20 protein-coding genes and 1 other annotated feature are annotated in these 23,234 nt (G+C 49.9%); of the genes, 3 read left to right on the top strand and 17 right to left on the bottom strand.

The genetic code is table 11. The features are described from left to right. Positions 1-47 precede the first annotated feature (47 nt). From ACX1C1_RS11400 to asd, 6 genes are all read right to left on the bottom strand, one after another. The gene (locus tag ACX1C1_RS11400) at positions 48-1,721 is read right to left on the bottom strand and encodes a type 2 periplasmic-binding domain-containing protein (RefSeq protein ID WP_458957190.1); all 1,674 of its coding nucleotides are present in this window, start codon (positions 1,719-1,721) and stop codon (positions 48-50) included. A 97-nt stretch (positions 1,722-1,818) separates the two neighbouring features. Further along, a complete protein-coding gene (locus ACX1C1_RS11395; protein ID WP_458957189.1) occupies positions 1,819-2,712 on the bottom strand; it encodes a carbohydrate ABC transporter permease in 894 nt (297 codons plus the stop codon). 3 nt (positions 2,713-2,715) lie between these two features. Next, on the bottom strand, positions 2,716-3,609 hold the full coding sequence (locus ACX1C1_RS11390; protein WP_458957188.1) for an ABC transporter permease: 894 nt from the start codon (positions 3,607-3,609) through the stop codon (positions 2,716-2,718). A 353-nt stretch (positions 3,610-3,962) separates the two neighbouring features. Continuing rightward, the gene (locus tag ACX1C1_RS11385; RefSeq protein ID WP_458957187.1) at positions 3,963-4,175 is read right to left on the bottom strand and encodes a hypothetical protein; all 213 of its coding nucleotides are present in this window, start codon (positions 4,173-4,175) and stop codon (positions 3,963-3,965) included. Between the two features lie 59 nt (positions 4,176-4,234). After that, positions 4,235-4,537 carry an RNA polymerase alpha subunit C-terminal domain-containing protein gene (locus ACX1C1_RS11380; RefSeq protein WP_458957186.1) on the bottom strand — a complete coding sequence of 101 codons (303 nt, stop codon included), beginning with the start codon at positions 4,535-4,537 and terminating at the stop codon, positions 4,235-4,237. Between the two features lie 60 nt (positions 4,538-4,597). Further along, a complete protein-coding gene (asd, locus tag ACX1C1_RS11375) occupies positions 4,598-5,689 on the bottom strand; it encodes an aspartate-semialdehyde dehydrogenase (RefSeq protein ID WP_458957185.1) in 1,092 nt (363 codons plus the stop codon). 137 nt (positions 5,690-5,826) lie between these two features. After that, positions 5,827-6,095: a binding site (T-box leader), on the bottom strand. Positions 6,096-6,278: 183 nt separating this feature from the next. Here asd and ACX1C1_RS11370 point away from each other — a divergent pair. Further along, entirely contained in the window at positions 6,279-7,004 is a 726-nt protein-coding gene (locus ACX1C1_RS11370) for an AfsR/SARP family transcriptional regulator (RefSeq protein WP_458957184.1), read from the top strand. A gap of 207 nt (positions 7,005-7,211) precedes the next feature. After that, the gene (locus ACX1C1_RS11365) at positions 7,212-8,636 is read left to right on the top strand and encodes an S-layer homology domain-containing protein (protein ID WP_458957183.1); all 1,425 of its coding nucleotides are present in this window, start codon (positions 7,212-7,214) and stop codon (positions 8,634-8,636) included. 79 nt (positions 8,637-8,715) lie between these two features. Here the strand turns inward: ACX1C1_RS11365 and ACX1C1_RS11360 are convergent, their stop codons facing one another. The 5 genes from ACX1C1_RS11360 to ACX1C1_RS11340 all read right to left on the bottom strand — a co-directional run bounded on the left by ACX1C1_RS11360 (position 8,716) and on the right by ACX1C1_RS11340 (position 13,442). Continuing rightward, the gene (locus ACX1C1_RS11360; protein WP_458957182.1) at positions 8,716-9,450 is read right to left on the bottom strand and encodes an ATP-binding cassette domain-containing protein; all 735 of its coding nucleotides are present in this window, start codon (positions 9,448-9,450) and stop codon (positions 8,716-8,718) included. Between the two features lie 14 nt (positions 9,451-9,464). Continuing rightward, positions 9,465-10,784, bottom strand: a complete 1,320-nt coding sequence (locus ACX1C1_RS11355; protein WP_458957181.1) for a hypothetical protein — start codon at positions 10,782-10,784, stop codon at positions 9,465-9,467. Continuing rightward, complete coding sequence (locus tag ACX1C1_RS11350; RefSeq protein WP_458957180.1) at positions 10,781-11,548, bottom strand: hypothetical protein; 768 nt, start codon at positions 11,546-11,548, stop codon at positions 10,781-10,783. Before ACX1C1_RS11350 ends, ACX1C1_RS11355 begins: the two co-directional genes overlap by 4 nt. Before the next feature lie 96 nt (positions 11,549-11,644). Next, positions 11,645-12,019 carry a GntR family transcriptional regulator gene (locus ACX1C1_RS11345; RefSeq protein ID WP_458957179.1) on the bottom strand — a complete coding sequence of 125 codons (375 nt, stop codon included), beginning with the start codon at positions 12,017-12,019 and terminating at the stop codon, positions 11,645-11,647. Positions 12,020-12,161: 142 nt separating this feature from the next. Beyond that, positions 12,162-13,442 carry an adenylosuccinate synthase gene (locus ACX1C1_RS11340; protein WP_458957178.1) on the bottom strand — a complete coding sequence of 427 codons (1,281 nt, stop codon included), beginning with the start codon at positions 13,440-13,442 and terminating at the stop codon, positions 12,162-12,164. A 103-nt stretch (positions 13,443-13,545) separates the two neighbouring features. On the opposite strand from ACX1C1_RS11340, the gene ACX1C1_RS11335 reads away from it, so the two are divergent. Further along, on the top strand, positions 13,546-14,430 hold the full coding sequence (locus tag ACX1C1_RS11335; protein ID WP_458957177.1) for a LysR family transcriptional regulator: 885 nt from the start codon (positions 13,546-13,548) through the stop codon (positions 14,428-14,430). A gap of 166 nt (positions 14,431-14,596) precedes the next feature. Here the strand turns inward: ACX1C1_RS11335 and gdhA are convergent, their stop codons facing one another. The 6 genes from gdhA to ACX1C1_RS11305 form a co-directional block, all read right to left on the bottom strand. Then, the gene (gene gdhA / locus ACX1C1_RS11330; RefSeq protein ID WP_458957176.1) at positions 14,597-15,964 is read right to left on the bottom strand and encodes an NADP-specific glutamate dehydrogenase; all 1,368 of its coding nucleotides are present in this window, start codon (positions 15,962-15,964) and stop codon (positions 14,597-14,599) included. Positions 15,965-16,061: 97 nt separating this feature from the next. Further along, the gene (locus ACX1C1_RS11325; RefSeq protein ID WP_458957175.1) at positions 16,062-17,039 is read right to left on the bottom strand and encodes a diaminopimelate dehydrogenase; all 978 of its coding nucleotides are present in this window, start codon (positions 17,037-17,039) and stop codon (positions 16,062-16,064) included. Positions 17,040-17,800: 761 nt separating this feature from the next. After that, entirely contained in the window at positions 17,801-18,601 is an 801-nt protein-coding gene (locus ACX1C1_RS11320) for an undecaprenyl-diphosphate phosphatase (RefSeq protein ID WP_458957174.1), read from the bottom strand. 110 nt (positions 18,602-18,711) lie between these two features. Next, positions 18,712-20,436 carry a putative bifunctional diguanylate cyclase/phosphodiesterase gene (locus ACX1C1_RS11315; protein WP_458957173.1) on the bottom strand — a complete coding sequence of 575 codons (1,725 nt, stop codon included), beginning with the start codon at positions 20,434-20,436 and terminating at the stop codon, positions 18,712-18,714. Between the two features lie 204 nt (positions 20,437-20,640). Beyond that, positions 20,641-22,236, bottom strand: coding sequence for an ABC transporter substrate-binding protein (locus ACX1C1_RS11310; RefSeq protein WP_458957172.1), 1,596 nt, complete (start codon positions 22,234-22,236; stop codon positions 20,641-20,643). A gap of 75 nt (positions 22,237-22,311) precedes the next feature. After that, the gene (locus ACX1C1_RS11305) at positions 22,312-23,220 is read right to left on the bottom strand and encodes a carbohydrate ABC transporter permease (protein ID WP_458957171.1); all 909 of its coding nucleotides are present in this window, start codon (positions 23,218-23,220) and stop codon (positions 22,312-22,314) included. Between the last annotated feature and the right edge of the window lie 14 nt (positions 23,221-23,234).

The following is a 23,234-nucleotide window of genomic DNA, read 5'->3' as shown; positions in this document are numbered from 1 at the left end:
AACGGAGCAACCCCCACTACGGGATTGCTCCTGCCACTATCCTGTCATTACTTGATCATCGCATCATACGATGTCTGCCATTCCACCTTCAGTTCACTCCAGTGTGCGCGTTTCTCGAGCGCATCCTGGAACTGGTTCCATGCCGTCTCGAAAGCCGCGGAGTCCTTCGCCATAATCAGCTTCGCTCTGTACTCCTTGCGCACGATCTCAAGCTCCGGTCCGTATTTCTCCCATAGACCGCCTGGCACCGCTTTAACCATATCATAAGGCTGGGCTCCGCGTACGCCGCCCATTGCGCCAACTTCTGATGTGAACTCCGAGGTGCGTTTTGCCCCTGCTTTGTCAGCCTCGCCGTAGTTCCACCACGGATACCAATCATTATTATACGACGAAGCCATGTACAGCTCTGGCGTTACCGTCGATTTGCGTGCTACGTCGCCGCTGTTGCGCTCGGCTTTGTATGCATCGTCGACATATTTCCATTCGCCGAGCGGCTGGTCAACCCAATCCCAGAACACGCCTGCCGGACCTTCATTAATGACTTGCTGTTGCTCAGCCTTCGGTTGCAATGTGTAATCAAAGAACTTCAGAATGGCTTCGAGATTTTTGGAATCCTTGCTCACATATACGTCATAACCCGGATACGGGTTAACGACTTGGTTCGCGCCAACTTTCTCTACGCCGTCCACTTTAGGGAACGGTACAACTTGGTAGAACCAGCCCGGCTCCGTCGGTCCGTCGAGCGTCTCCCACAATGTCGCATCGACATTGAAGAAGCTGCCTACGTTAAGCGCGGTTCTTCCGGATTTATTTTTTTCCTTGTAACGCTCCTTCTTGTCCGTTACGACTTCGGGATCGATCAGATCGGATTGATACATCTTGTTCAGCCATTCGTATGCCGCTTTGTACTGAGGATCATCATACAGCAGAACAAACTCGCCGTTCTTCTCCTCAACCGGAATGACGCCGCCCGCGCTGCCTGTCGTTACGCCGAAGGTGCTCAGAATCGCGTTCTCATCGTTCCAGCCGATCGTATCGCTCGGATCCATCAGGAAGCCCATCGGATTAAGCGATTTGCCGGAAGCATCCTTCACGCTTGCCGCTTTGGTCAAATATTGCTCCACGCCTTCCAGTGTAGCAAGATCCTCTAGCTTCATGCCAACTTGTTCGAGCACATCCGTCCGCACAAGCCATGTTTGCGAAGCCCAGCCCGGCCATGGATTATCCGGGTTCTGATCGAACCAAGTCGGGATGGACCAGATATGCCCGTCTGCATCCTTCATCTCTTCCAAATATTCTTTCGGAATCGAAGCAAGTCCCGGATATTTGTCCGGCATATCAAAATATTGCTCCAAGGATTGTACCTTCTTGGATCTCAACATCGCGCTCTCTACCGTCTCGCTGCGGCTAAAGATCGCCGCGTCCTTGAAGCCGCCGGTATTAAGCTTCAGATTAAGTGCCGTAGCTGCATCACCTTGTGTCGCTTCAAGCGTCACGCCTACGCCAGGCTCATTCTCTTTCCAATACTTTTGTACGGAGCTGTCGTTATTGATTGTAGCCGACCATCCGAGCCACAAGTTAAAATCCGTGCTGCCGCCCACCGCTGCGTTGTTACCAGTCGTATCCGACGGTTCGTTGGCGTTACCAGAGCAGCCTGCCAATACAAGCGTCGTTGCCAGTGCGGCAGCGATCGCGCCTTTGCTTCTTTTTCCCCACTTCATGTTGATGTGCCTCCCCCTGCGATTGTGTAACTGTGTATTGGTATATGGTTGAATCATTATACCCGCTATTGTTTGGATTAACCTTTAACCTCTAGCCTTAACCTTTGACAGAACCGATCAGCACGCCCTTGACAAAATACTTCTGCAAGAACGGATACACGCATAGGATCGGCAGCGCGCTTACCATTACGACAGCCATCTTAATCGACATCAATGTGATGTTCTGCTGCGAGCCGCGTGCGAGTGCTTCCTGATTGTTGTTCGAGCCCATAACGGCCGACAAGTCGGATGCGTTAAGCAGTTGCTGCAAGAACGTCTGCACGGGGATCAGCGATTGATCCGAGACATAGAATGCGCCGGCGAACCAGTCGTTCCAGTGTCCAACCGCGGTGAAAAGTCCTAATGCTGCAAGCATCGGCTTGGAGAGCGGCATGATGATCTGGAACAAGATGCGCACCGGACCCGCGCCATCCAGCTCAGCAGACTCAATGAGCGCTTCCGGGATACCCTGCAAAAACTTCAGCATGACGAACATGTTCCAAGCCGAGAAGGCCGCCGGGATGATGTACACGAGGAACGTATTCGTTAATCCCAGGTTAAAGAGCTGAATGTAGAGCGGCACAAGTCCGCCACTGAACAACATCGTAATCAGAATATAAGCCAGGATGCCTTTGCGGAGCGGTAATCCCCGGTAGGACAAGCCGTAAGCTGCAATCAGTGTCACGAACATCCCTACGATCGTTCCGATGATCGTTCTGGCGATCGTGATGAGATACGCACCTCTGATAACCTCGTTACCGAGCACGATTTCATAATTAATCAGCGTAAACGATCGCGGCCACAAATATACGCCGCCTCTTGCCGCGTCCGCTCCCTCATTAAGCGAGATGGCGAGCATATACAAGAACGGATAGATAACGCTTAAGCATAGTAGCGATAATAAGACGATGATAATGGTCTGACCGACCTTTTCTGAAGCTGCAAGTTTCATAAGTTACCAAAGCCCTTCGCCGTTAATTTTGCGCGACAACCCATTCGTTAGCAGGACAAGAATCAAGGCAATGATCGACGATAGAAGTCCTACCGCTGTCGCCATGCCGAAGTATCCTTGCTGCAAGCCGCTTCGGAGTACGTACGTGTCCAGAACATCCGCTACCGACATATTCGCCGAGTTCATCATCGGATAGATCTGATCCATGCCTACCGTAATCAAGCTTGGGATGCTTAGGATCAGCACGATCGAAATAGTCGGCATAATACCCGGAATCGTGATGTTGCGGATTTGCGCCCATTTGCCCGCTCCCTCAACCTTCGCTGCTTCGTACAGCTGCGGGTCGATTGCGGTAATCGCCGCCAGATACAAGATTGTATTCCAGCCGACTTCCTTCCACAAGCCGCTTCCGACGATCATCGGCCGGAACCACTCCGTCGAGCCAAGGAAGAATATCGATTCGTTGCCGGTCTTCTGGATAACATCGTTGACAAGCCCTCCATCGAGCGTCAGGAACGACTGCAGAATGTACGCAACGACGATCCATGAGAAGAAGTGTGGCAAGTAACTCACCGATTGCACGAATCGTTTGAAGCCGGAATGTATAACCTCGTTAATCATTAATGCTAGCAATATTGGAGCCGGAAATCCGAAGATAAACTTCAGCACGGAAATATAAAGCGTATTGGTCACAACGACCCAAAATTGAGGTTCCTGCAAAAACGAAAAGTTATCGAAGCCTACCCAAGCGCTGTTCCATATCGACGAGCCGATCTGAAAGTCTCGGAAGGCGATCTGAATGCCTGCCATCGGTACGTAATTGAATAGAAACAACAGCACAACGGCCGGCAAAATCATGGCGTATTGCCAACGGTATTTATAAAGTCTTCCCATCATGTTCCCCTCCTGAACACAATGATAAGGCTTTCGCGAAAGCGGAACCATACAACAACGATTGGTTATCTATCACATCTATTTGATGTTTCGGAATCATTAGCATGGTGACAAGGTTATGCTGTCTTTGGGTGAATAGGAGCGTTTCGTTTCGAGATTACTGAGATTAGAAAGCCGCGAAGCCTCTACAACTTGGGAGTTGAATGGATTGAGGGCGGAATTGACAATCCTGCTTAATATACATCTTTCTAGTCTCTAATCCTCGAGAAGCTGAACATTCCTGCACCCTGTACATCATTTTCGCGCCGTTCCCTCTGAATGCTCTTCCTTATCCCTTTTTTCCTGTACCGAATACATCAATCTTCCCTAACTGGCTTCCATTCACGAGATATTGCTGTAAGTAATACATCATTCGTCATATCATTCACCTCATCAATCACCACGTCAATCACCACGTCAATCACCTGATGCAAGCGAGCTTTGAGCACCTTACTGCTTTCGAGCACCTCTCTGCTTTCGAGCACCTTGCTGCTTGCTGCCAGTGGAACTACGGTTTTTTCGCATGCCAAAAAAAGCCGCGCCCTCCACCTTTCGGTGAAAAGTCGCGGCTTACAGCCCATATAATGATTTACTTTTGGGGAGACTTAAAGGACAGACCTTGCTCCGACAACGCCTCACGAAGTTTAGGCAGACAAGACGGCCCTACACCGTGGAGCTTCAGGAGCTCCTTCTCGGAATATGCGGATAGCTCCTCCAGCGTTGAGATGCCCTCCGTCTCTAGCGCACGTCTCACTGGTGCAGATACAGTTGCCATAAATCCGTTTGTCGTCGCGTTTAGCTGCTCGCACTTCGGGCAAGTGGGACAGTCGCTGCTTTTGTAATAACGATGTCCTTTGTCGCAAATTCTTAGCGTCTTAGTTGTTTCGGCCATGTCTGGTTCCTCCGTTTCCGCCTTTAACAAACGTGATATGATCAACTTTGCGAATTGAGATTAGACTTGCTTAGCCGTGATATAACCTTCAGCCTTCAGCAATTCAGCAATCAATACAGCACCGCCGGCAGCGCCGCGAAGCGTATTATGCGACAAACCGACAAACTTGTAATCATACAACGAGTCCTGGCGCAAGCGACCAGCGGAAACGCCCATACCGCCTTCGATATCACGATCAAGACCTGTCTGCGGACGATTCTCTTCTTCGAAATACGTGATAAATTGTTTCGGCGCGCTTGGCAGTTCCAGCTCCTGCGGACGACCTTTGAAACTGCTCCAACGCTCGAGAATTTCCTCTTTGGAAGGTTTGTTCTCAAAGGATACGAATACCGTAGCGAGATGACCGTCCGTTACCGGAACGCGAATACATTGTGTTGTAATATGCGGCTCGCTCGCCTTCACGATCTCGCCGTTCTCTACGCTGCCCCAAATGCGAAGCGGCTCTTGTTCGGACTTCTCTTCTTCGCCGCCGATATAAGGAATGACGTTATCGAGCATTTCAGGCCAGTCGGTAAAGTTCTTGCCGGCACCGGAGATCGCTTGGTAGGTCGAAGCGACTACCGTCTTGGGCCCGAATTCTTTGAGCGCGTTCAACATTGGAACATAACTCTGAATCGAGCAGTTCGGCTTAACTGCGATAAAGCCCGTCTTCGTACCAAGACGCTCGCGCTGAGCGGCGATAACTTCAAGATGCTCCGGATTAATCTCCGGAATAACCATAGGCACGTCTGCCGTCCAGCGATGAGCCGAGTTGTTGGAGACAACTGGCGTCCCTGTTTGGGCATAGGCTTCCTCAAGCGCCTTAATTTCATCCTTCTTCATGTCCACTGCACAGAAGATAAAGTCCACGCCCGCCGCAACCTCTTCGACCTTCGAAGCGTCCTGCACCAGAATCGACTTCACATTCTCCGGAATCGGTGTGTCCAGCTTCCATCTGCCTTGTACGGATTGCTCGTAAGTCTTGCCAGCGGAGCCCGCGCTTGCTGCAATCGCTGTTACCTGAAACCATGGATGTCCGTCCAGCAGCTGCACGAAACGCTGTCCTACCATTCCTGTACCGCCAACAATGCCGACCTTCAATAATTGTGTCATGTGATACATTGCCTCCTCTATTATGTGTGAATCCTAATGGTCGATCGAATTTTATTGAACTTATCTATCTTATATTACATGGAAGTCGCGCTTGTTCCTAGAATCAAAAAAATCCCACCCCCAAGACTGTCTACAGTCTCAGGGGCGAGATTGGACTCTCGCGGTACCACCCTAGATTCGCGAATATGTCGCCATATCCGCCTCTTCAAGTACGACAGGGTCAAGCCCATGCTTATACTCTAGCTCTGTAACAGGAGCTCCTGTCGCATCACCCCCCGTTCTTCTTGCCGGGTTCCGACGCGCTGCTCGGAGTCTTTCTTCGATAACGTCTTCTTTGCCCCTTTTCACCAACCGGGGCTCTCTGCGAAAGAATCCATTTACCTACTCATCTCTTCGTCGCATTTCTTTGTCATTTATAATATCAATTTCTTGCCCCGAGGTAAACCATTTTCTTCGAATTTTTTTCTATAATTCACCCTGTCAACCCATGTCGAATGAACACGAATTTTCACTTGGCTGCAATAAGGGTGCGATGTTAAACTGTGGAAGAATATGCCGCACTTAATCTGTCGCAGAGGGGGCTCTCCGCTTGATTGCATCAACGAAGTTACACATCCATTGCTTCGGAAAATTCCGTGCACTCCATGCTGACGGTTCTGCAATCAAGTGGCGAACTGCCAAGACGGAAGAACTGCTTGCCTTCCTTATCCACCATCATGGTGAAGCCGTTGACCGATTCCGCATCATGGATGCGATCTGGGGGGACGATTCCAAACGAATATCCCAATATTTCAATACGACGGCTCATTATTTGCGCAGAAATTTGTCTATGTCAGGATTAGATGATGTGCTGGAGCATAACCGTGGTTATTATCGTCTTAGAATGGACGTCTTGGACAGCGATCTGCACACCTTCGAGCAAATAGTAGCTGTTGAGAATCTTGTTGAAGAGTCTGACGTTCGTACAATCCAACATGCAATAGCTTTGTATGCTGGAGGTTATTTGGAGGGGAACGATTATAATTGGGCGGAGCATCATCGCCAAACGCTAGAGAATCGGTATCTCGAGCTTATCCAGGGACTGAGTACTCATTATATGAAAAATCAGCTATATGACGCTGCCGTTAAACTGCTTAAGAAAGCGATCAAACATGTCCCATGGAGCGAAAATGTTCATGTTGCACTCATACGAGCACAGCTCGCGAGTCACGATCGACTTGCCGCATTAAAGCAATACGATTCACTCAAACGTATGCTGCGCCGGGAATTTAAGGAAGCGCCAAGCGAGGAGATCCAAAGGCTCTTCTATCTTTAGAACTACCTCCATCGTCAGCAAAGTCGAAAAGTCTTGTTTTTTCGACTTTTATCAAATTGTGGAAGTTTTAGTTAAGATATTTGAATAACCCAATCATAATGCGGGTTTCACCTGTTTTTTTATTCCGATTATCGAATATGTTGTTTATTTGTCATTTGCTAGAATAGAACTAGATTTGAAGACTATTACATAGGAATAGGAGATTAGATGATGAAGAAAAAATGGATCATGTTAGGTCTTGCTGCTGTGCTTAGCGCCTCCGTCCTCACGTTAGGGCAGCTTGATTATGTCGAAGCCAAAACATCCGCCGACTTCAGCGACCTTAAGGATCTGGATGCTGCAACCAAAGCTAAGTTCGATGCGCTGATTAGCGCTGGTGTTTTTGACGGGATTAGCGAAGGTACTTTCGGTGTGAAAGACGAAATGAACCGTGCTCAATTCGCAAAGGTAGCCGCATTGATTTTCGGATTAAAGGTCGATGATTCTTTAAAAAACTCGAGCTTCTCGGATGTTAAATCGGATGACCCCGCCAACGGCTATGCACTGCCGTTTATCGAAGCAGTCAAAAAGGCCGGCATTACGGACGGATTTGGAGAAGGAACTTTTAACCCGGCAGGCAATGTAACGAAAGAACAGCTGGCTACCTTTCTTGTTCGCGGTCTCGGAGAGCGCGATGCTGCTGAATCCAACCCAGGCGTAACAGACGATACGGTTTCCGACTGGGCAAAAGGTTATGTCGCTATGGCGTTAGAACTCAAGATTCTAAACAATGGCGCCGATGGCAAATTCGGCGGCAACGTCAAAGCAACTAGAGATTTGTTGGTAGTTGGAGCTTACGAAGCCAAAGAACAATACGTAGCGACGCAACCTTCTCCGTCGCCATCGCCATCGCCGACACCTTCGCCTACGGCTACACCTGCACCGATTCCGATTTATACGCAACCGCCGGCGACACAGGAACCAACGGCTACGCCTACAACGACGCCTACTGCTACTCCTACAACGACGCCTACTACAACGCCTACTACAACGCCTGCTTCGACAGAAACGGTGCCTCCGATTGTTTATGAACTTTCGGTAGATATAGGAACAAGTTCAGCATCTATAGATATTCAAGAATTTAACGATGCCAACACTTTAAAAATAGTTAGAAGTGAGACAACTATTGCACCTCCTATTGTTGGATCTTTGGCAACATCTCTAGTTAATTCTAGCGATTACGAGCTTGAAGCAGACATTACAGGTATTACTTTATATCATTATTTAGGATTGTATGAAGTAAATAGTGATGGTGTTATCGTGAAATTCAGTAACATTTATATTGTCCCAACTGGCACTGGTGGTCCTGGTGGTCCTGATGGCACTGGTGGCACTGGTGGTACTGGCGGTCCTGGTGGTACTGGTGGTACTGGTGATCCTGATGGCACTGGTGGTACTGGTGATCCTTATGGCACTGGTGGTACTGGCGGTCCTGGTGGTACTGGTGATCCTGATGGCACTGGTGGTACTGGTGGCACTGGTGGCACTGGTGGCACTGGTGGCACTGGTGGCACTGGTGGCACTGGTGGCACTGGCGGTTATGATCAGGAACTTTGCTCCTCTGAAAATCCTCCTCCATTTTGTTATTTGTAATATAATCGAATCATTCTAACAAGAAGGCCTGACCTTAGCCAAGGTCAGGCCTTCTTGCTCACCTTGATGTCCGCACCGTTCATCCATCCTGCCCTTCACCCAGAAACCGCCGGTACCTCTCGCCATCGTAGCCAACGATATCGGCCAGCAGCGACTCCAGCTTCACTCCGTCGTTCTGAAGGTCTTCCATCTGGACATCCGCTCGAACATTTCCTTCATGCAGCACGATTGCCCGATCAATGACATGTTCGATCTCATCCACCAGATGCGTCGTAATGAGGAAGGTTTCATCTTCACGCAGGCTCGTTACCATTAGCTTCAGGAAATCCCTCCTTGCAAAAACATCCTTGCCAAGGAACGGCTCATCCATCAAAATCAGCTTGGCGCCTTTGGAGAAGCCCGCGCAGATTTCCACTCTGGAGCGCTGCCCTCGCGACAGCTTGCCGATTCGAACCGTGTCATCGAGCTCGAAGAAAGCAAGCAGTCGATCATAACGATCTCTGTCGAATCTATCGTAGAAGGTCTCAAGAAAGTCGGCGAATTCGGCCGCGTTCATCCGAGGCGGACAACTGCCCTCCTCTGTAATAAAGGCGATCTCCCCGTACTGCTCCGGAATCGGCCTCCCGCGCCATAATACCTCGCCTTCCTGCAGCTCGCCGAGCCCCGCAATCACTTTGAGCAGCGTTGTTTTGCCTGCTCCGTTCAGACCGAGCACGCCAACAATTTCTCCGGCACCGATCGTAAGGTTGCCAATCGATAATGCTGCGGATTGCCCTCTGCGGAACGACTTGTATAAGTGATTGATTTGCAGCATATTGTGCGCCCCCTTTAGTCTGCGTTGCGGAGCCGGAATCCGCCAATCTCGCGATACTTGCTATCATCCACCGTGCCATGTGTAGAGGCGAAGTACCGCGCTTCGATCAGATCATCGTTCACATCCGTTCGAAGCTCGCCGCGATATAACCGTACTCCGGCTTCATACACCTCAATCAAGACTTGCTTATCGTACAAGCGTTCAAACAGCGTATACATCTCGGGCGCAACGGAAGTGCTCATGATGGCATATAGCTTGCCATCTCGGAAGCTGAACAGGTTCATCTCCCCTGCTAGAGCCCTATCTCTCCCCTCATAACGGAGCTCTTGCTTATTAAGCAGCTTGACTTCGTTACCCAAGGAAATACTTGCAACCAACAGCTTCGACTCTGCTTCATCAGACTCCGTGCTATAAAATTTCAAATTAAGAACCCCGATATCCTCGTCGACAGACGCTTCATATTCCTGATAATAACCTCCATTGCTGGTTACAGCGGCTTCACCGGACAGCTTCACGATAGGTTCGTCCAATGCAACTTCTCCGAGTAGAGTACCCTCATTACTATCATAGACTTGAATGACAATCTCTCCGTTCACGACGGCAACCAGCGCCAAATGCTGGCCTACCGCTTCCAGCCCTAATACTTCTAGTCCGATACCATCCTTCGGAGAATTACCATCCATATTTAGTTTTACCAAAGGATGTGTTTCGGCTTCCTCCGGCATCTGCATCGAGCCCCGGTCGGCGAAACGCAGCACCTCGTATATTCCGCTTTCCCCCGTATAATCACTTGTCGTCGGCGGCACAAAGAATACACGATCCCCGACGAATGCTAGCCCCTTCTCTTGATAGTTGGAAAACGTATACCCGTCTGAGTCGCCCCGATATTGCAACGAGGTTTGTACTAATGCTGTTCCTAACACATCTGTTCTGTACCCTTCACGATTATGCCGCGCTCTAATCTCAAACCCGACGCCTCCGTAGAAAGCGGGATAGATCTCGTAGTCATATTCTCCATTGGGCAAAGGACCGCCTCTAGCATAGGACGGCGCATGTCGCAAAGGTTTATCGTAGATCGTCGTTGCCTTCGTTAATGAATTTTGCGCCCATTCAAAGTCCATGATGTGATAACTATCCCGGATATACCCTTCGATGATCACATCGCCCAGAGCGGCTTTGTCTCCCTCGAGATCGACTATCTCGATCGACCCATCATCTTGGGCATCATAGACCTGAAGCGATAGGTATACCACAATAATCACGCTGATGATAAGCAAGGGCAGAACAGCATGAGCCCTCAGCCCCCGAATAATCTTAGTCATCTTGCTGCTCATACGATACCTCCCCGTTTCACAAGTCTAAGCCCATGTCCGGCAAACCAAAGAGCAAATCCGATCAGAATGAGGCTCGACAAGTTCAAGTTAAAATCCGTCGGATAGGAGAGCGGCAAGCTGAATCGATATACGAGCACCCGGATGATAAGCAGTAACGCCGCTGCTGCGACAACGAATCCCCAATAACGTTTGCTCCGCTCGCACAATGCGGCATAATAGATCCCCGTCGTGATCACAACAAGAATGCTAATCGTCGATAGCAGTTCATTCATTCGAATCGGCATGATAAAGCTGAGGAATTCGGAGCGGAGAACGGTCAGAAACATTCCGTTTTCCGGTACTCCGAGTCCATTGGTCGCACGAAGCACTTTGTAATCAAGAAGCCCAAAGCCCAGATGGATGCTTAAAGCGGCAGCCCCCCAAATCACCGCGATCGCAACCATAAAGGATGTAAGTTTGGCCAAATATAAGCGCTCCCTTCGTACAGGGAGCGTTAACATCGTATAGATGCTCTTACCGCCCCAATAATCGGCATACACCGATTTCAGAAACAAGACCAATAAAGCTATAAAATAAATGAACAACACAAGGAGTGCGCCTGATTCCTCAAACAAATGCTCGTAACTCCGAACCTCAGCAAAATCTTGCTCCAGCATGACGTTCAGGAACAGCAGAGGCGTAACGATGGACCCTAACGCAAGCAGCAACGTTCCACGAAGCATCAAACCAAATTCATATTGCAGCAGCCGATAAAATGATCTCAAGTTTCGTCCCTCCATGTACTACTCGTATAATACACATTAAACATGACAAATACGTTTCACCAGCTTAGGCAAAGCTATGCATGAATCAATCAGGCATTAATCTTCCCACCTCTCGCTGATGAGGTCAATCACTTTCTTAAACGATAAATTAATCTCTTTCGCGGACGATATAAAAGACAGCACCAGCCCTTGAGTAAGTTCGTTCTCCAGCCGCGCCAACAGCTCCGCATCTGTATAGATCATGCTGCCTTGATTGCCGCTCGTATGCACGTAGCCTTCGTCCTCCATCAGCTTGAACGCCTTCTGCACCGTATTGGGATTAATATTGAGCTGTGCAGCAATATCCCGTCTGGATGGCAATCGATCACCTGACGACGTATGTCCGAGGATAATCCGGCGCTTGACGTAACTGGCAATCTGAACATACACGGGCTCCTTATCGTTCAGCGCAAGCTCGTTGAATGAAATCACGAATTACTTCACCGTCCCCTTCTTATCATGTATTATATTAATAATACACAGATTTTGCAATCCGCCGGAACTACACGTTAACAAACAGGCTCAAGCAACCATCCAAACGACACTTCCACATGGCTTTGCTGGGCACGCAGCTTTAACCCAACTTAATAACCTGCTCCCGCTTCGGTCCCACAGAAACCATCGTAATACGCACGCCAATAGCGGTCTCTACAAACCTAATATACTGTTTCGCCGTATCCGGCAGCTCCTCGAACGTGGTCATATGCGAGATGTCGCATTTCCACCCCGGCAAATACTGCCACACGGGACGAGCCTCAGCCAGCTTGGAGGTAACGGGGAACTCATAGCTCTCACCATCCTGCAATTGATACGCCACACATACAGGGATCTCATCGAGGTATCCCAATACATCCAGATTGGTCAATGTAACCGCAGTTGCACCTTGCAATCGGCAGCCATAACGTGTCGCCACCGCATCGAACCAACCTACTCTCCTCGGTCTGCCCGTCACAGCTCCATATTCGCCAGCGTCGCCGCCAAGCCGTCTAAGCATCTCAGCTTCATCCCCCTCTAGCTCCACCACAAATGGTCCAGCTCCTACGCAGCTGGAGTACGCTTTGGTCACTGCGATGACTTCCCCGATCGCGTTCACCGGTATCCCAGCCCCGACAGGTCCATAACCAGCCAATGTAGACGATGATGTCGTGAACGGATAGGTGCCATGATCAGGATCTCGGAGCGCTCCCAGTTGTCCTTCCAGCAAAATATGGTCCCCTCTGCCTATCGCATCATGCAGCAAGGAAGTCGTATCCCCTACATATGGCGCAATACCTTCCGCTTGCTCTTGTAGCTCCTTCAACATGTCTTCCGCCTCGACAGGAGGAACTTGGTACAGATGCTGGAGTAGTACATTTTTTGAAGCGAGCAGCATGTCCAGTCGTTCACGAAGCCGATTGGCATCAAACAAATCCGATACCTGAATCCCGATTTTGGCAAACTTATCCGCATAGAATGGGGCAATCCCCCTTTTGGTCGACCCGAAGCTTCTTTCGCCAAGCCTCTCCTCTTCGAGCCGATCCAGCAGGCGATGGATCGGGAGCACCACCTGTGCGCGCTCCGAAATCATCAGCTTGGGCGCCTCTACCCCTCGCTCCTTCAACATCTGTACCTCTTGCAGGAACACCTCCATATCCAGTGCCGTTCCTGGACCGATCACATTGTGAACATGGGGGTAGAAGACGCCCGATGGCAACGTTCTGAGCGCAAATTTTCCGTACTCGTTAATGATCGTATGTCCCGCGTTACTGCCTCCTTGATATCGAACCACGTAGGAGGATTGTTCGGAGAGCACATCCGTCAGCTTCCCTTTTCCTTCATCTCCCCAATTTGCCCCAACGATTGCCGTTACTGTCATATTTAATCCCTCCGCACCATTATTTTCTTACAAAACTAATGATAACGGATGACATATCCATTAGAATAATCGATATAACTAATATCCGGCATAAGGAGAAGTAATGAGCATGGTAAACCTCGAGTGGTATCGCGTTTTCTTCTGGATCGCCAAAACAGGCAGCCTCACCAAAGCCGCCCTGCGCTTGCACATCACACAGCCCGCAGTCAGCCACACCATTAAGCAGCTTGAAGGCACGCTCGGCGGACCGCTGTTCTTCCGAACCCCCAAAGGCGTTTTATTAACCCACGAAGGACAAATTCTGTACCGGCATCTGGAGCAGGCGTTCACAGCTATCGAGATCGGGGAGAAAGCAATTGCGGAGATGAACGAATTGCATGCGGGCGAGGTGACGATAGGAGCAAGCGACACCTTATGCAAACATTACCTTCTCCCTTACATGGAACAGTTCCATGCGCAATACCCCGGTATCCGTATCGGCGTCACCAATCGAACGACGCCTGAGACGCTTGACCTGCTCAAGAATGGCAAAATAGATTTCGGACTTGTCAGCATGCCCGTTTCCGATCCTCAGGTCGAAATTAAAAAAAGCTCTGTCCTGCAAGACTGCCTAGTCGGCGGACGAAAATTCGCGGAGCTGGCGGCAGGTCCTCCCCTTGCCCTGGATACGTTAAACAACTACCCTTTGCTTATGCTGGAATCGGGCACAAGCACGAGACGTTCGCTGGATGCTTATACGGCGGAGCATGGCGTGTTGCTGCAGCCAGAATTTGAGCTTGGGAGCATGGACTTGCTTACGCAGTTCACCCAGAGCGGCTTTGGACTAGCCTTTGTCATTCGAGAGTATGTGCAGCGTGAGCTAAGCAGTGGCGATCTCGTCGAAATCCCGCTTCTTCTCTCGCCCCCTACTCGTCACATTGGCATTGCAACACTGCGCGGAGTCGCTCACTCATCGGCAAGCCGCGCTTTCTTGGCCATGCTGCCATAGCCAGAGCCAGCGAGCGAAGCCAATCCACAAGGGTGACAGATAGGAGATCATGACAAAAACACCCCGCGCTTGCATTGCATCCAATGCCTGCGGCGGGGTGTTCCAATTTCAATTATCTATTATGGATAGAATTGCTATATAGATAGATCAAGCTCGCCCTTAGCTATTACACAACGCCCTGAGCAATCATTGCATCCGCTACGCGGACGAAGCCAGCAATATTGGAGCCAACAACCAGATTGCCTGTGTGACCGTATTTGGCCGCTTCAACCTCACTGTTGCGGTAGATGTTGCGCATAATGTCATGCAGCTTCGCGTCCACTTCATCGAACGTCCAGGACAACCGCATGCTGTTCTGAGCCATTTCCAGCGCAGATACGGCTACGCCGCCAGCATTGGCCGCTTTGGCCGGTCCGAACAATACCTTGTTATGGATGAATACATCGATTGCGGCCAAGGTAGACGGCATATTGGCGCCTTCACCGACAGCGATAACGCCGTTAGCTACAAGCGTAGCAGCCGCTTTCTCGTCAATCTCATTCTGCGTTGCGCATGGCAGCGCGATCTCGCACGGAATGTTCCAGATCCCCTCGCAGCCGACCGTGTATGTAGCATTGGGACGGGATGCAACATAATCGCTGATCCGCTTGCGTTCTACTTCCTTCAGCTGCTTAAGCAGCGCCAGGTCGATTCCTTGCGGATCGTGCACGAAGCCGCCCGAATCGCTGCAAGCCACTACTTTTGCGCCAAGCTGCTGCAGCTTCTCGATCGCGTAGATCGATACATTGCCGGAGCCGGAAACAACCACTGTTTTGCCTTCGAAATCAAGACCTTTGGCTTGCAGCATCTCATTCACAAAGTAGACGCAGCCGTAACCGGTTGCTTCCTTACGCGTCAGACTGCCGCCGTATTGCAGCCCTTTTCCTGTGAGCACACCAGCCTCGTTGCCGCTTCTGATCCGCTTGTATTGCCCGAACATGTAGCCAATCTCCCGAGCGCCTACGCCGATATCACCTGCCGGCACGTCAACATCCGGACCGATGTAACGGTAAAGCTCCGTCATAAAGCTCTGCGTGAAGCGCATAACCTCTTGCTCGGATTTGCCTTTGGGATCGAAGTCGGAGCCGCCTTTGCCGCCGCCGATCGGCTGGCCAGTCAGTGCGTTCTTGAAGATTTGCTCAAAGCCTAGAAATTTAATGATGCTGGCGTTAACCGTCGGATGGAACCGAAGTCCGCCCTTATATGGTCCGAGAGCGCTGTTGAATTGAACGCGGAAACCGCGGTTCACTTGCGCCTTGCCCTTGTCATCGACCCAAGGCACACGGAAGGATACGACGCGTTCCGGCTCCGTAATCCGCTCCAGGATATTGTGCTCGATGTAGTGCGGGTTCGCTTCCAGCACGGGAATCAGAGAATCCAGAATCTCTTTTACCGCTTGAAAAAATTCCTTTTCGCCTTGATTGCGGCTAATAACCGTTTCGTAAACCGATTGTACGTATTCCTTAGCGGATTGCTTAACCAATAATTCGTTCACTTGAGAGGACGCTCCTTTAATCCGCCGCGACCCGGGCATGACTAGCATGAACCCGTCGCTGGCGTTATGAGTAGGGTGGACTTTCGGGCAGACTTATTTACAGCAGCTCGCGGCGAAGCTCCTCGCCGGACTTAGGGGACAGATAGGCGTATGGAATATCGAATACTGTCTTTGCTCCGGATTGTCCTTCGCGACTCATACGGTTAGCCGCTCTTGCATAAGCGACCAATACGCTTGCCGTAAATTCCGGGTTGCTCTCGAGCTTCAAGCCAAAGTCGATAATTTGTTTCGTGCCTGCTCCGGTAACGCCGCTGCGGATAACAAAGCCTCCATGCGGCATACCTGAGTGTTGGGACTTCAGCTCTTCTTCGGTAATAAATTCAACCGTCGTGTCGTAATCCGCGAAGTAGTTCGGCATGGTCACGATCGTCTCCGTGATCTCATCCTTATCGGCGCCTTCCTCCGCCACGATAAAGCACTGGCGAAGATGCTTTTCCCGCGTAGCCAGCTCCGGTGTTTCTCCCCCGCGAATACGTTCGATAACCGATTCGACCGGCACCGTGTACTGCACGCCAGCCTTCACACCCGAAACACGGCGTATCGCGTCCGAATGGCCCTGGCTAACGCCTTTGCCCCAGAATGTATAATCGACGCCTTCTGGCAGAATAACTTGTCCAAGCAGTCGGTTTAGCGAGAATAAGCCCGGATCCCAACCGGTCGATATGACACTCAATTTACCGCTTTGCTTCGATAAAGCGTTAACTTGGTCAAAAAACGCTGGAATTTTTGCATGTGTATCAAAGCTGTCCACTGTGTTGAACAAACGCGCCATATCCGGTGTCTGCTCCGGAAGATCCGTTGCCGATCCGCCGCATAGAATCATAACGTCGATCTTGCCGATATATTGCTCCGCTGCCGAGATGTGCTCGAACTTCGCTGCTTCCGAAGCGAATGCCTCAGGCTGTCTGCGTGTAAAGACTGCCACGAGCTCCATGTCTGGATTTTGTGCGATTGCTTTCTCGACGCCTTTGCCAAGGTTGCCGTAACCTACGATGCCAACTTTCACAGTTTCCATTTGTTCCTCCCACAAATAAAGCCAACGCCCCTTTGATCGAACTCAGAAGCATCAGCCAAGTTTTTGCCGACTTCGTCGAAAACTAGCCGATTTCACTCATAATATCGATTTATTTTAAATACTTTAGTCTAATAATGCAAATAAATATTTATATAGTGCAAACGCAAGTTAGTTGACATGAAAGAAAAGCTTTGATTCGAGCTTCCCTCTATCAATTGTCAATTTTTTAAGTGCGTAATCACTCCTATATAACGCTACCAAAAATCGATATGCTCCCTTCCCTCAGCTAACCTCTACGACCCATTCCAAACAGCCTAATCCTCGCCATTTATCCGCTTTTTCCCGCTTCCTGTTTTTTTGATTTCATTTGCTTTTCTCCCGTCTTTTTGGTTAATCCGATCCCTGTATCCGCGAACAAACCGGCTACTCAATAACGTGAAAATAGATACCCAATTCGCAAGATTCATGATGTTATCTTCGTTTCCTTTTTAGGATATTTAATATCACATCAATACCATTTTCTGAAAACCTTATCGTTAATTCTGTTCAATCCAATATTATCTAACATTTAATGTTCGGATTTCGCGTAATGAGCTTGCTATTTTTTGAGAAAAAAAATAGCAAAAATAGAGTTGTCCGTTCTATCTTTTATAGAATGAGGATGCCTCCAGCGTCAAAACACCCCTCCAAACGTAAAGAAGGTCGTCCCCTGCCGGGTGACGACCTTCTCAAAAAAACATACATGCCAGATGGCACTCGTATTAACGCATAACGAAAATGTAGAACAAAATAGCGATGACGAACCGATAGATGGCGAACCATTCTAGACGGAGTTTCTTAATCAGATTAAGGAATGTCACTACGGCAATCATTGCCACGATAAATGCAGCGATAAAGCCGATCAAGAATAGCAACAGATCGTCAGAAGTCAGCAAATCGCGACTATCATAGAGATCCAGTACTGTCGCGCCAAGCATGACAGGCACCGAAATCATAAACGTAAAGTCCGCTGCCGCCTTCTGGCTTGTACCAAGCAGCAACCCCCCGGAGATCGTCGAACCCGATCGCGAGAATCCCGGCCACAAGGCAAGACACTGGAACAAGCCGATTCCAAGGGCTTGTTTGTATGAGATATCGTCGGTCTCTTCGGCGGTCACTTTGCGCTTCACCCTTGCAGCTACAATGAGCAAGATACCTCCCGCAACGAGACTGATTAGTACCGGTCCTGATCCGAACAGCACGCTTTTGATAAAATCACCGAGAAGCAGATAAACAATTAAAGCCGGGATCATAGCCAAAATCATATGTATCGCATTTAACTTCTTTTTCTTGAAGTCTAGCTTTACCATGTCTTTTAGCATCGCCATATACCGCTTCCAATACAATAACAATACTGCCATAACCGCACCAAGCTGGATCACGATCATAAACGTCTTCTTCGCTTCCCCGTCAAAGCCGAGCAAATCACCGGCTAATATGAGATGCCCCGTCGACGAGACCGGAAGAAACTCCGTCAATCCTTCTATGATGCCTAATATTATCGCGTTAATAAAATCCTGCATAACATCTATCCCGCCTTTCTTTCAAACTTACCGCTACCTTTATTAGTTTAGTGCAATTCATAAGCAATAATCAATCGATTGCCATTACATCTTTCTTACATTGTTGAAAGTTAACCGTTGTTCCCTGTAGTGGAACGAAGCAGCTTTTCCATCTCCTCGGCACTCATTGGGCGGCTGTAGTAATACCCCTGCAGGTTGCAGCACCCTTGTTCGCGCAGCAAGGCCACTTGTTCCTCCGTCTCCGCTCCTTCGGCAATCACTTCGAATTTCAAGATGCGCGCAAGCTCGATTATCGTCTTGACAATAGCCAGATTTGCCTCCGACCTCGTAATGTCGGAGATGAAGGATCGGTCGATCTTAATGGTCTGCAGCGGGAATTTCTTCAGGTAGCTGAGCGATGAATAACCCGTCCCAAAGTCGTCCATAGCGATCGAGATACCCCGAGAATTAAGCTCCTTCATCATGTCGAGCGAATGTTGTTCGTCCTGCATCGCGATGCTCTCCGTCAATTCGAGCTCTACAAAGCGTGGCTCCAGTCCGATCTCAGCCAGCATTTGTGCAAGCTCCTCGGCAAACCCTGGAGACTGGAATTGCAATGCTGAGATATTAACCGCGATCTTAACGAGCGGAAGTCCTTGGCTCTGCCATTGCTTCACCTGCTCGAAGGCGGCTCTCATCACCCATTGCCCGATCGGCACGATCAGCCCGGTGGATTCTGCAACAGGGATAAATTCTGCAGGAGACACGAGTCCTGCATGCGGATGCTTCCAACGGACTAACGCTTCCAATGCCGTAATCCGGCCAGTTACGCTGTCATATTGAGGCTGGTAATGCAACACAAACTCATCGTTTCCGAGCGCTTCGTGCAGCCCCGCCTCCAGCTCCAGTCCTCTCTCGAAGGATGCACGCATCTCTGTCGAGAACACTTTAATCATGCCTGCTCCCTCTTGCTTGGCTTGATGCATGGCTGCATCGGCATACGTAAGCAGTAATTCCGCCTGCGAGCCGCTCTCCGGATACTGGCTCACTCCGATGCTAGCTGTGATCAAAGCTTCCTGTTGACCAAGGATGTAAGGCTCGGACAGCTTGGACGAAATAACCGCCGTCAAGCGCATTGCCTGCTCCTCTTCCAGATCAGGCAACAAGACTGCAAATTCGTCACCACCTAGTCGGGAAGCCGTATCCTGCGGCCTCATACACGCAAGCAGTCTGCGGGCAGCTTCCCTCAGCACGAGATCGCCGGACATCTGCCCCAGGGAGTCGTTCACAAATTTGAACCGGTCGAGGTCGATGAACAAGACGGTAATTCTTCTGCCCTCAGCCTCTGCACGCATAACCGCCGCAGTAAGCTGCTCCTGGAAGCTATGACGGTTGTAGAGACCCGTTAGCGCGTCATGATCCGCAATATGACGGATCAGCTCCTGATCACGCTTATGCTCCGTAATATCTGTTCGGATCGAGACGTATTGATAAGGCTGATTATCCCGCAGGAAAGGCACGATGACCGTCTTAACCCAATAATAGGAGCCATCCTTCGCCCGATTCCTGACCTCACCGGTCCATACCTTGCCAGAAGCAATCGTTGACCACATGTCTTGAAAAAACTTGGGAGGATGGTATCTAGCGTTGACGATGCGATGCGTGTTGCCAATTAGCTCTTCTTTAGTATATTGTGAGAGCTCGCAAAACTTGTCATTGGCATACGTAATGACGCCCTTGGCGTCGGTAATAGCCACGATCGAGGACACATCCAGCGCAAATTTAATATTGGCAATCTCGTTGCCTGGACCCGAATGTTCTGCAGTACCAGGGTTCACTAATTCATTGCTGTTCACTAAGGTCGCACCTCGATTTGCTAGTTTGACTGTTTCGTCTACTATTCTGACACGCTGCGTTCCGTAATTCAATCGTTGTCTCACAACGTTCACCAGTGACGCGGTTTCCAGGTAACGGCCGGCAAGCGTGCACATGCAGCTAGAAATGCCAAAATAGCGGTGCAGGGATGATCCCCTGCACCGCTATATAGACTATGGAGACAATTACCCCTCCATCAGTTTCTTGTATGCATCCATTTGCCGTTGAAGCTCAGCAAGCACCTTCTCGTAGCCTGCCGTTTTCAGCTTATTGCGGAATTCCTCCACGGCTTTGACTGGATCTCCTGCTTTCCCGTAAGTGATAGCTGGGCCCATCTCCCCCGAAACCTGGGTGACGGCGGTTAACTCTGCCTCCACCGGCGTTTTGTCGAAGACGAATTGGCCATACGGATACGTTTTTTTGATCGCATCGTATTCGGCATAATACGTTTCCTCGACTTGATCCCATACCGTCACACTCGGTATTTCGAATTTATCAACCCTACCACCCCAGAAGTCGGCGTAGAAGCCGTGTTTGGCCTCGTCATACCCTTCGGGCTGCATGCGTTTGCCGTCCTTGATTTCGTATTGAACACCTTCGAGCCCGTAGTTGATGAGATGATAGATCTGTTCGTCATTACGGATGAGATCATATGCCATTAACGCACGCTCCGGATTATTACTATGCGCGCCGACCGAAGTGCCGCCATGCGTAATCGACAGCTCAAGCAGATTTGTGCCTCGCGTACGTGCGAACGGGAACATCTGCAGCTCGGAGCCCGGCTGATCATTGTCCATCTGGACGCGCAGCGACGCGAATGTCTGTGTATGATGCTGATCCATGCCTGACAAGCCTGCACGCAGAGCGACGCGAGCATCGCCTTTGTTGTTAAGGACGTCCTCGCGCCAGAAGCCGCGATCCGCCCAGTCCTTCATCATCGTGGCAAATTGAACGAAAGTATCCTCGAATACGGGGCTGTTAACCGTATATTTGTCGTCGAATGATTTTGTCGCAAAGATCGGCAAGTAGCCTGTCGAGATCGGTAGCTCCAGATTGTCGCTGTTCGAGGTGAAGAAACCTCCGAATGTGCTCGTCTGCGCCGATGCATCCCATGGGAATACATCCGGTTTGTTATCCTTAATGTATTGCAGGTACGTCCCGAGCGTCTCCCAGTCCTTGATGGGATCCGCGATGCCCGCTTCCTTCGCCCAGTCTCCGCGGTAGAAGAACCCGTGGTTGACCCACTGCGTGTAATCGTTCTCCGGGATAAGGACGATGTTGCCGTTGTATTTGCTCTGTGCCCAGTCCTCTTCGGGAATCGAATTCCAGGTTTGCGGCGCATACGTAGGCAGCAGCTCATCCAGATTCATGAAGGCTCCACGCTGTGCGTTGCCCCAAGTGTCCAGCCAGTCGGTACCGATCGTAATCAGATCGATGGCTTCTCCTGAAGCGAGCGTCAAGTTGTATTTGGTTTGCCAATCCGCCCATTCGACCCACTTCCATTCCAGCTCGGCGTTTATTTTCTCTTTCATCAGCTTATTCACCTCGGCCAGCACGCTTTCGAACTGTCCATTGGTCGGCTTGTTCCCTAGCACTAGATAGCTGATTTTCACGAACTTGGATGTATCGATCCCATCTGCCTTATCCTCTGTTTTGCCTTTGCCTGGATCTCCTTTGTCATTTCCTTTGTCGTTCGGATTGCCCGCATTATTCCCTCCCGTACATGCCGCTAACGCAAACACCATCACAACCGCGATGATCCAAGCTCTCATTCTCGACATCGATAATCTCCCCTTTGCATGCCATATTCGGACGATCGCCCGTTATGTGAAGAGGCGCAATTGGCCTCGCGCACATCAGCCTTTGACGGCACCCACCGTAATACCCTTAATGAAATAACGTTGCACGAATGGATAAAAGAGAATGACAGGACCTGTAGCCACGACTGCTGTCGCCATCTTCATCGACTCCAGCGGCACATCCCGCAGCTCAACGCTTGAGGCAGCTGCTGAATTCCGGATATAATCAGCCTGCGTTACGGTATTGTAGAGAAACAGCTGCAACGGACGATACTTCACATCCGGAAGAAACAGCATGGCGTGGTACCATTCGTTCCAATACCCTAGTGCAATAAACAATCCAATCGTGGCAAGTGCAGGCGTCGTCATGGGAAGAATCAGCTTGGCAAAGATCGTGAAGTCGCCCGCGCCGTCGATCTTCGCCGATTCTGTAATGGCATGCGGAATTGACCGAACAAAGCTTTTCATCATAATGATCAAGAACGGGCTAAGCAATCCGGGCAGCAGCACAGCCAGATAGCTGTTCTTCAAGCTCAGGTATTGCGTCATCAATAGATAGAACGGGACAAGTCCTCCGGAGAATAATGTGGTGAAATAGATAAAAAACGAGATGCTGTTTCTGTAGCCAAAGTCCGGTCTCTGCAAGGCGTATCCCGTCATCGCGACCAGAAATAATCCCGCTGCGGTACCGAGAACTGTTATAGAGATTGTAACGAGATAAGAACCAGCCATGTATTCGGGGTTTTCAAAAACGATTTTGTAAGCAAAGGTGCTGAAATCTCTGGGCCAGATGTTAAAGCCTTGACGCTTGATCGATATCTCCGATGTCAACGATGTGCCCAGAACCAGCAAAAATGGAAGCAAGCAAGCGAGAGAGAATAACGAGATGAACACATAGGCGAAAGTCTTGACCACGATGCCGCTCGTATCGGTTCGTATGCTTCGTGATTCATCGTAACTATCCATGTCCGCAACCTCCT

This window comes from Paenibacillus sp. strain BS8-2 (assembly GCF_054483835.1).
This window is presented reverse-complemented; position numbering and strand designations above follow the sequence as displayed.

Coding starts and splice junctions, on each gene's coding strand:
- ACX1C1_RS11400 (WP_458957190.1), bottom strand. CDS start 1,721: ATGAAGTGGGGAAAAAGAAGCAAAGGCGCGATCGCTGCCGCACTGGCA.
- ACX1C1_RS11395 (WP_458957189.1), bottom strand. CDS start 2,712: ATGAAACTTGCAGCTTCAGAAAAGGTCGGTCAGACCATTATCATCGTC.
- ACX1C1_RS11390 (WP_458957188.1), bottom strand. CDS start 3,609: ATGATGGGAAGACTTTATAAATACCGTTGGCAATACGCCATGATTTTG.
- ACX1C1_RS11380 (WP_458957186.1), bottom strand. CDS start 4,537: ATGGCCGAAACAACTAAGACGCTAAGAATTTGCGACAAAGGACATCGT.
- asd (WP_458957185.1), bottom strand. CDS start 5,689: ATGACACAATTATTGAAGGTCGGCATTGTTGGCGGTACAGGAATGGTA.
- ACX1C1_RS11365 (WP_458957183.1), top strand. CDS start 7,212: ATGATGAAGAAAAAATGGATCATGTTAGGTCTTGCTGCTGTGCTTAGC.
- ACX1C1_RS11360 (WP_458957182.1), bottom strand. CDS start 9,450: ATGCTGCAAATCAATCACTTATACAAGTCGTTCCGCAGAGGGCAATCC.
- ACX1C1_RS11355 (WP_458957181.1), bottom strand. CDS start 10,784: ATGAGCAGCAAGATGACTAAGATTATTCGGGGGCTGAGGGCTCATGCT.
- ACX1C1_RS11340 (WP_458957178.1), bottom strand. CDS start 13,442: ATGACAGTAACGGCAATCGTTGGGGCAAATTGGGGAGATGAAGGAAAA.
- ACX1C1_RS11335 (WP_458957177.1), top strand. CDS start 13,546: ATGAGCATGGTAAACCTCGAGTGGTATCGCGTTTTCTTCTGGATCGCC.
- ACX1C1_RS11325 (WP_458957175.1), bottom strand. CDS start 17,039: ATGGAAACTGTGAAAGTTGGCATCGTAGGTTACGGCAACCTTGGCAAA.
- ACX1C1_RS11320 (WP_458957174.1), bottom strand. CDS start 18,601: ATGCAGGATTTTATTAACGCGATAATATTAGGCATCATAGAAGGATTG.
- ACX1C1_RS11310 (WP_458957172.1), bottom strand. CDS start 22,236: ATGTCGAGAATGAGAGCTTGGATCATCGCGGTTGTGATGGTGTTTGCG.
- ACX1C1_RS11305 (WP_458957171.1), bottom strand. CDS start 23,220: ATGGATAGTTACGATGAATCACGAAGCATACGAACCGATACGAGCGGC.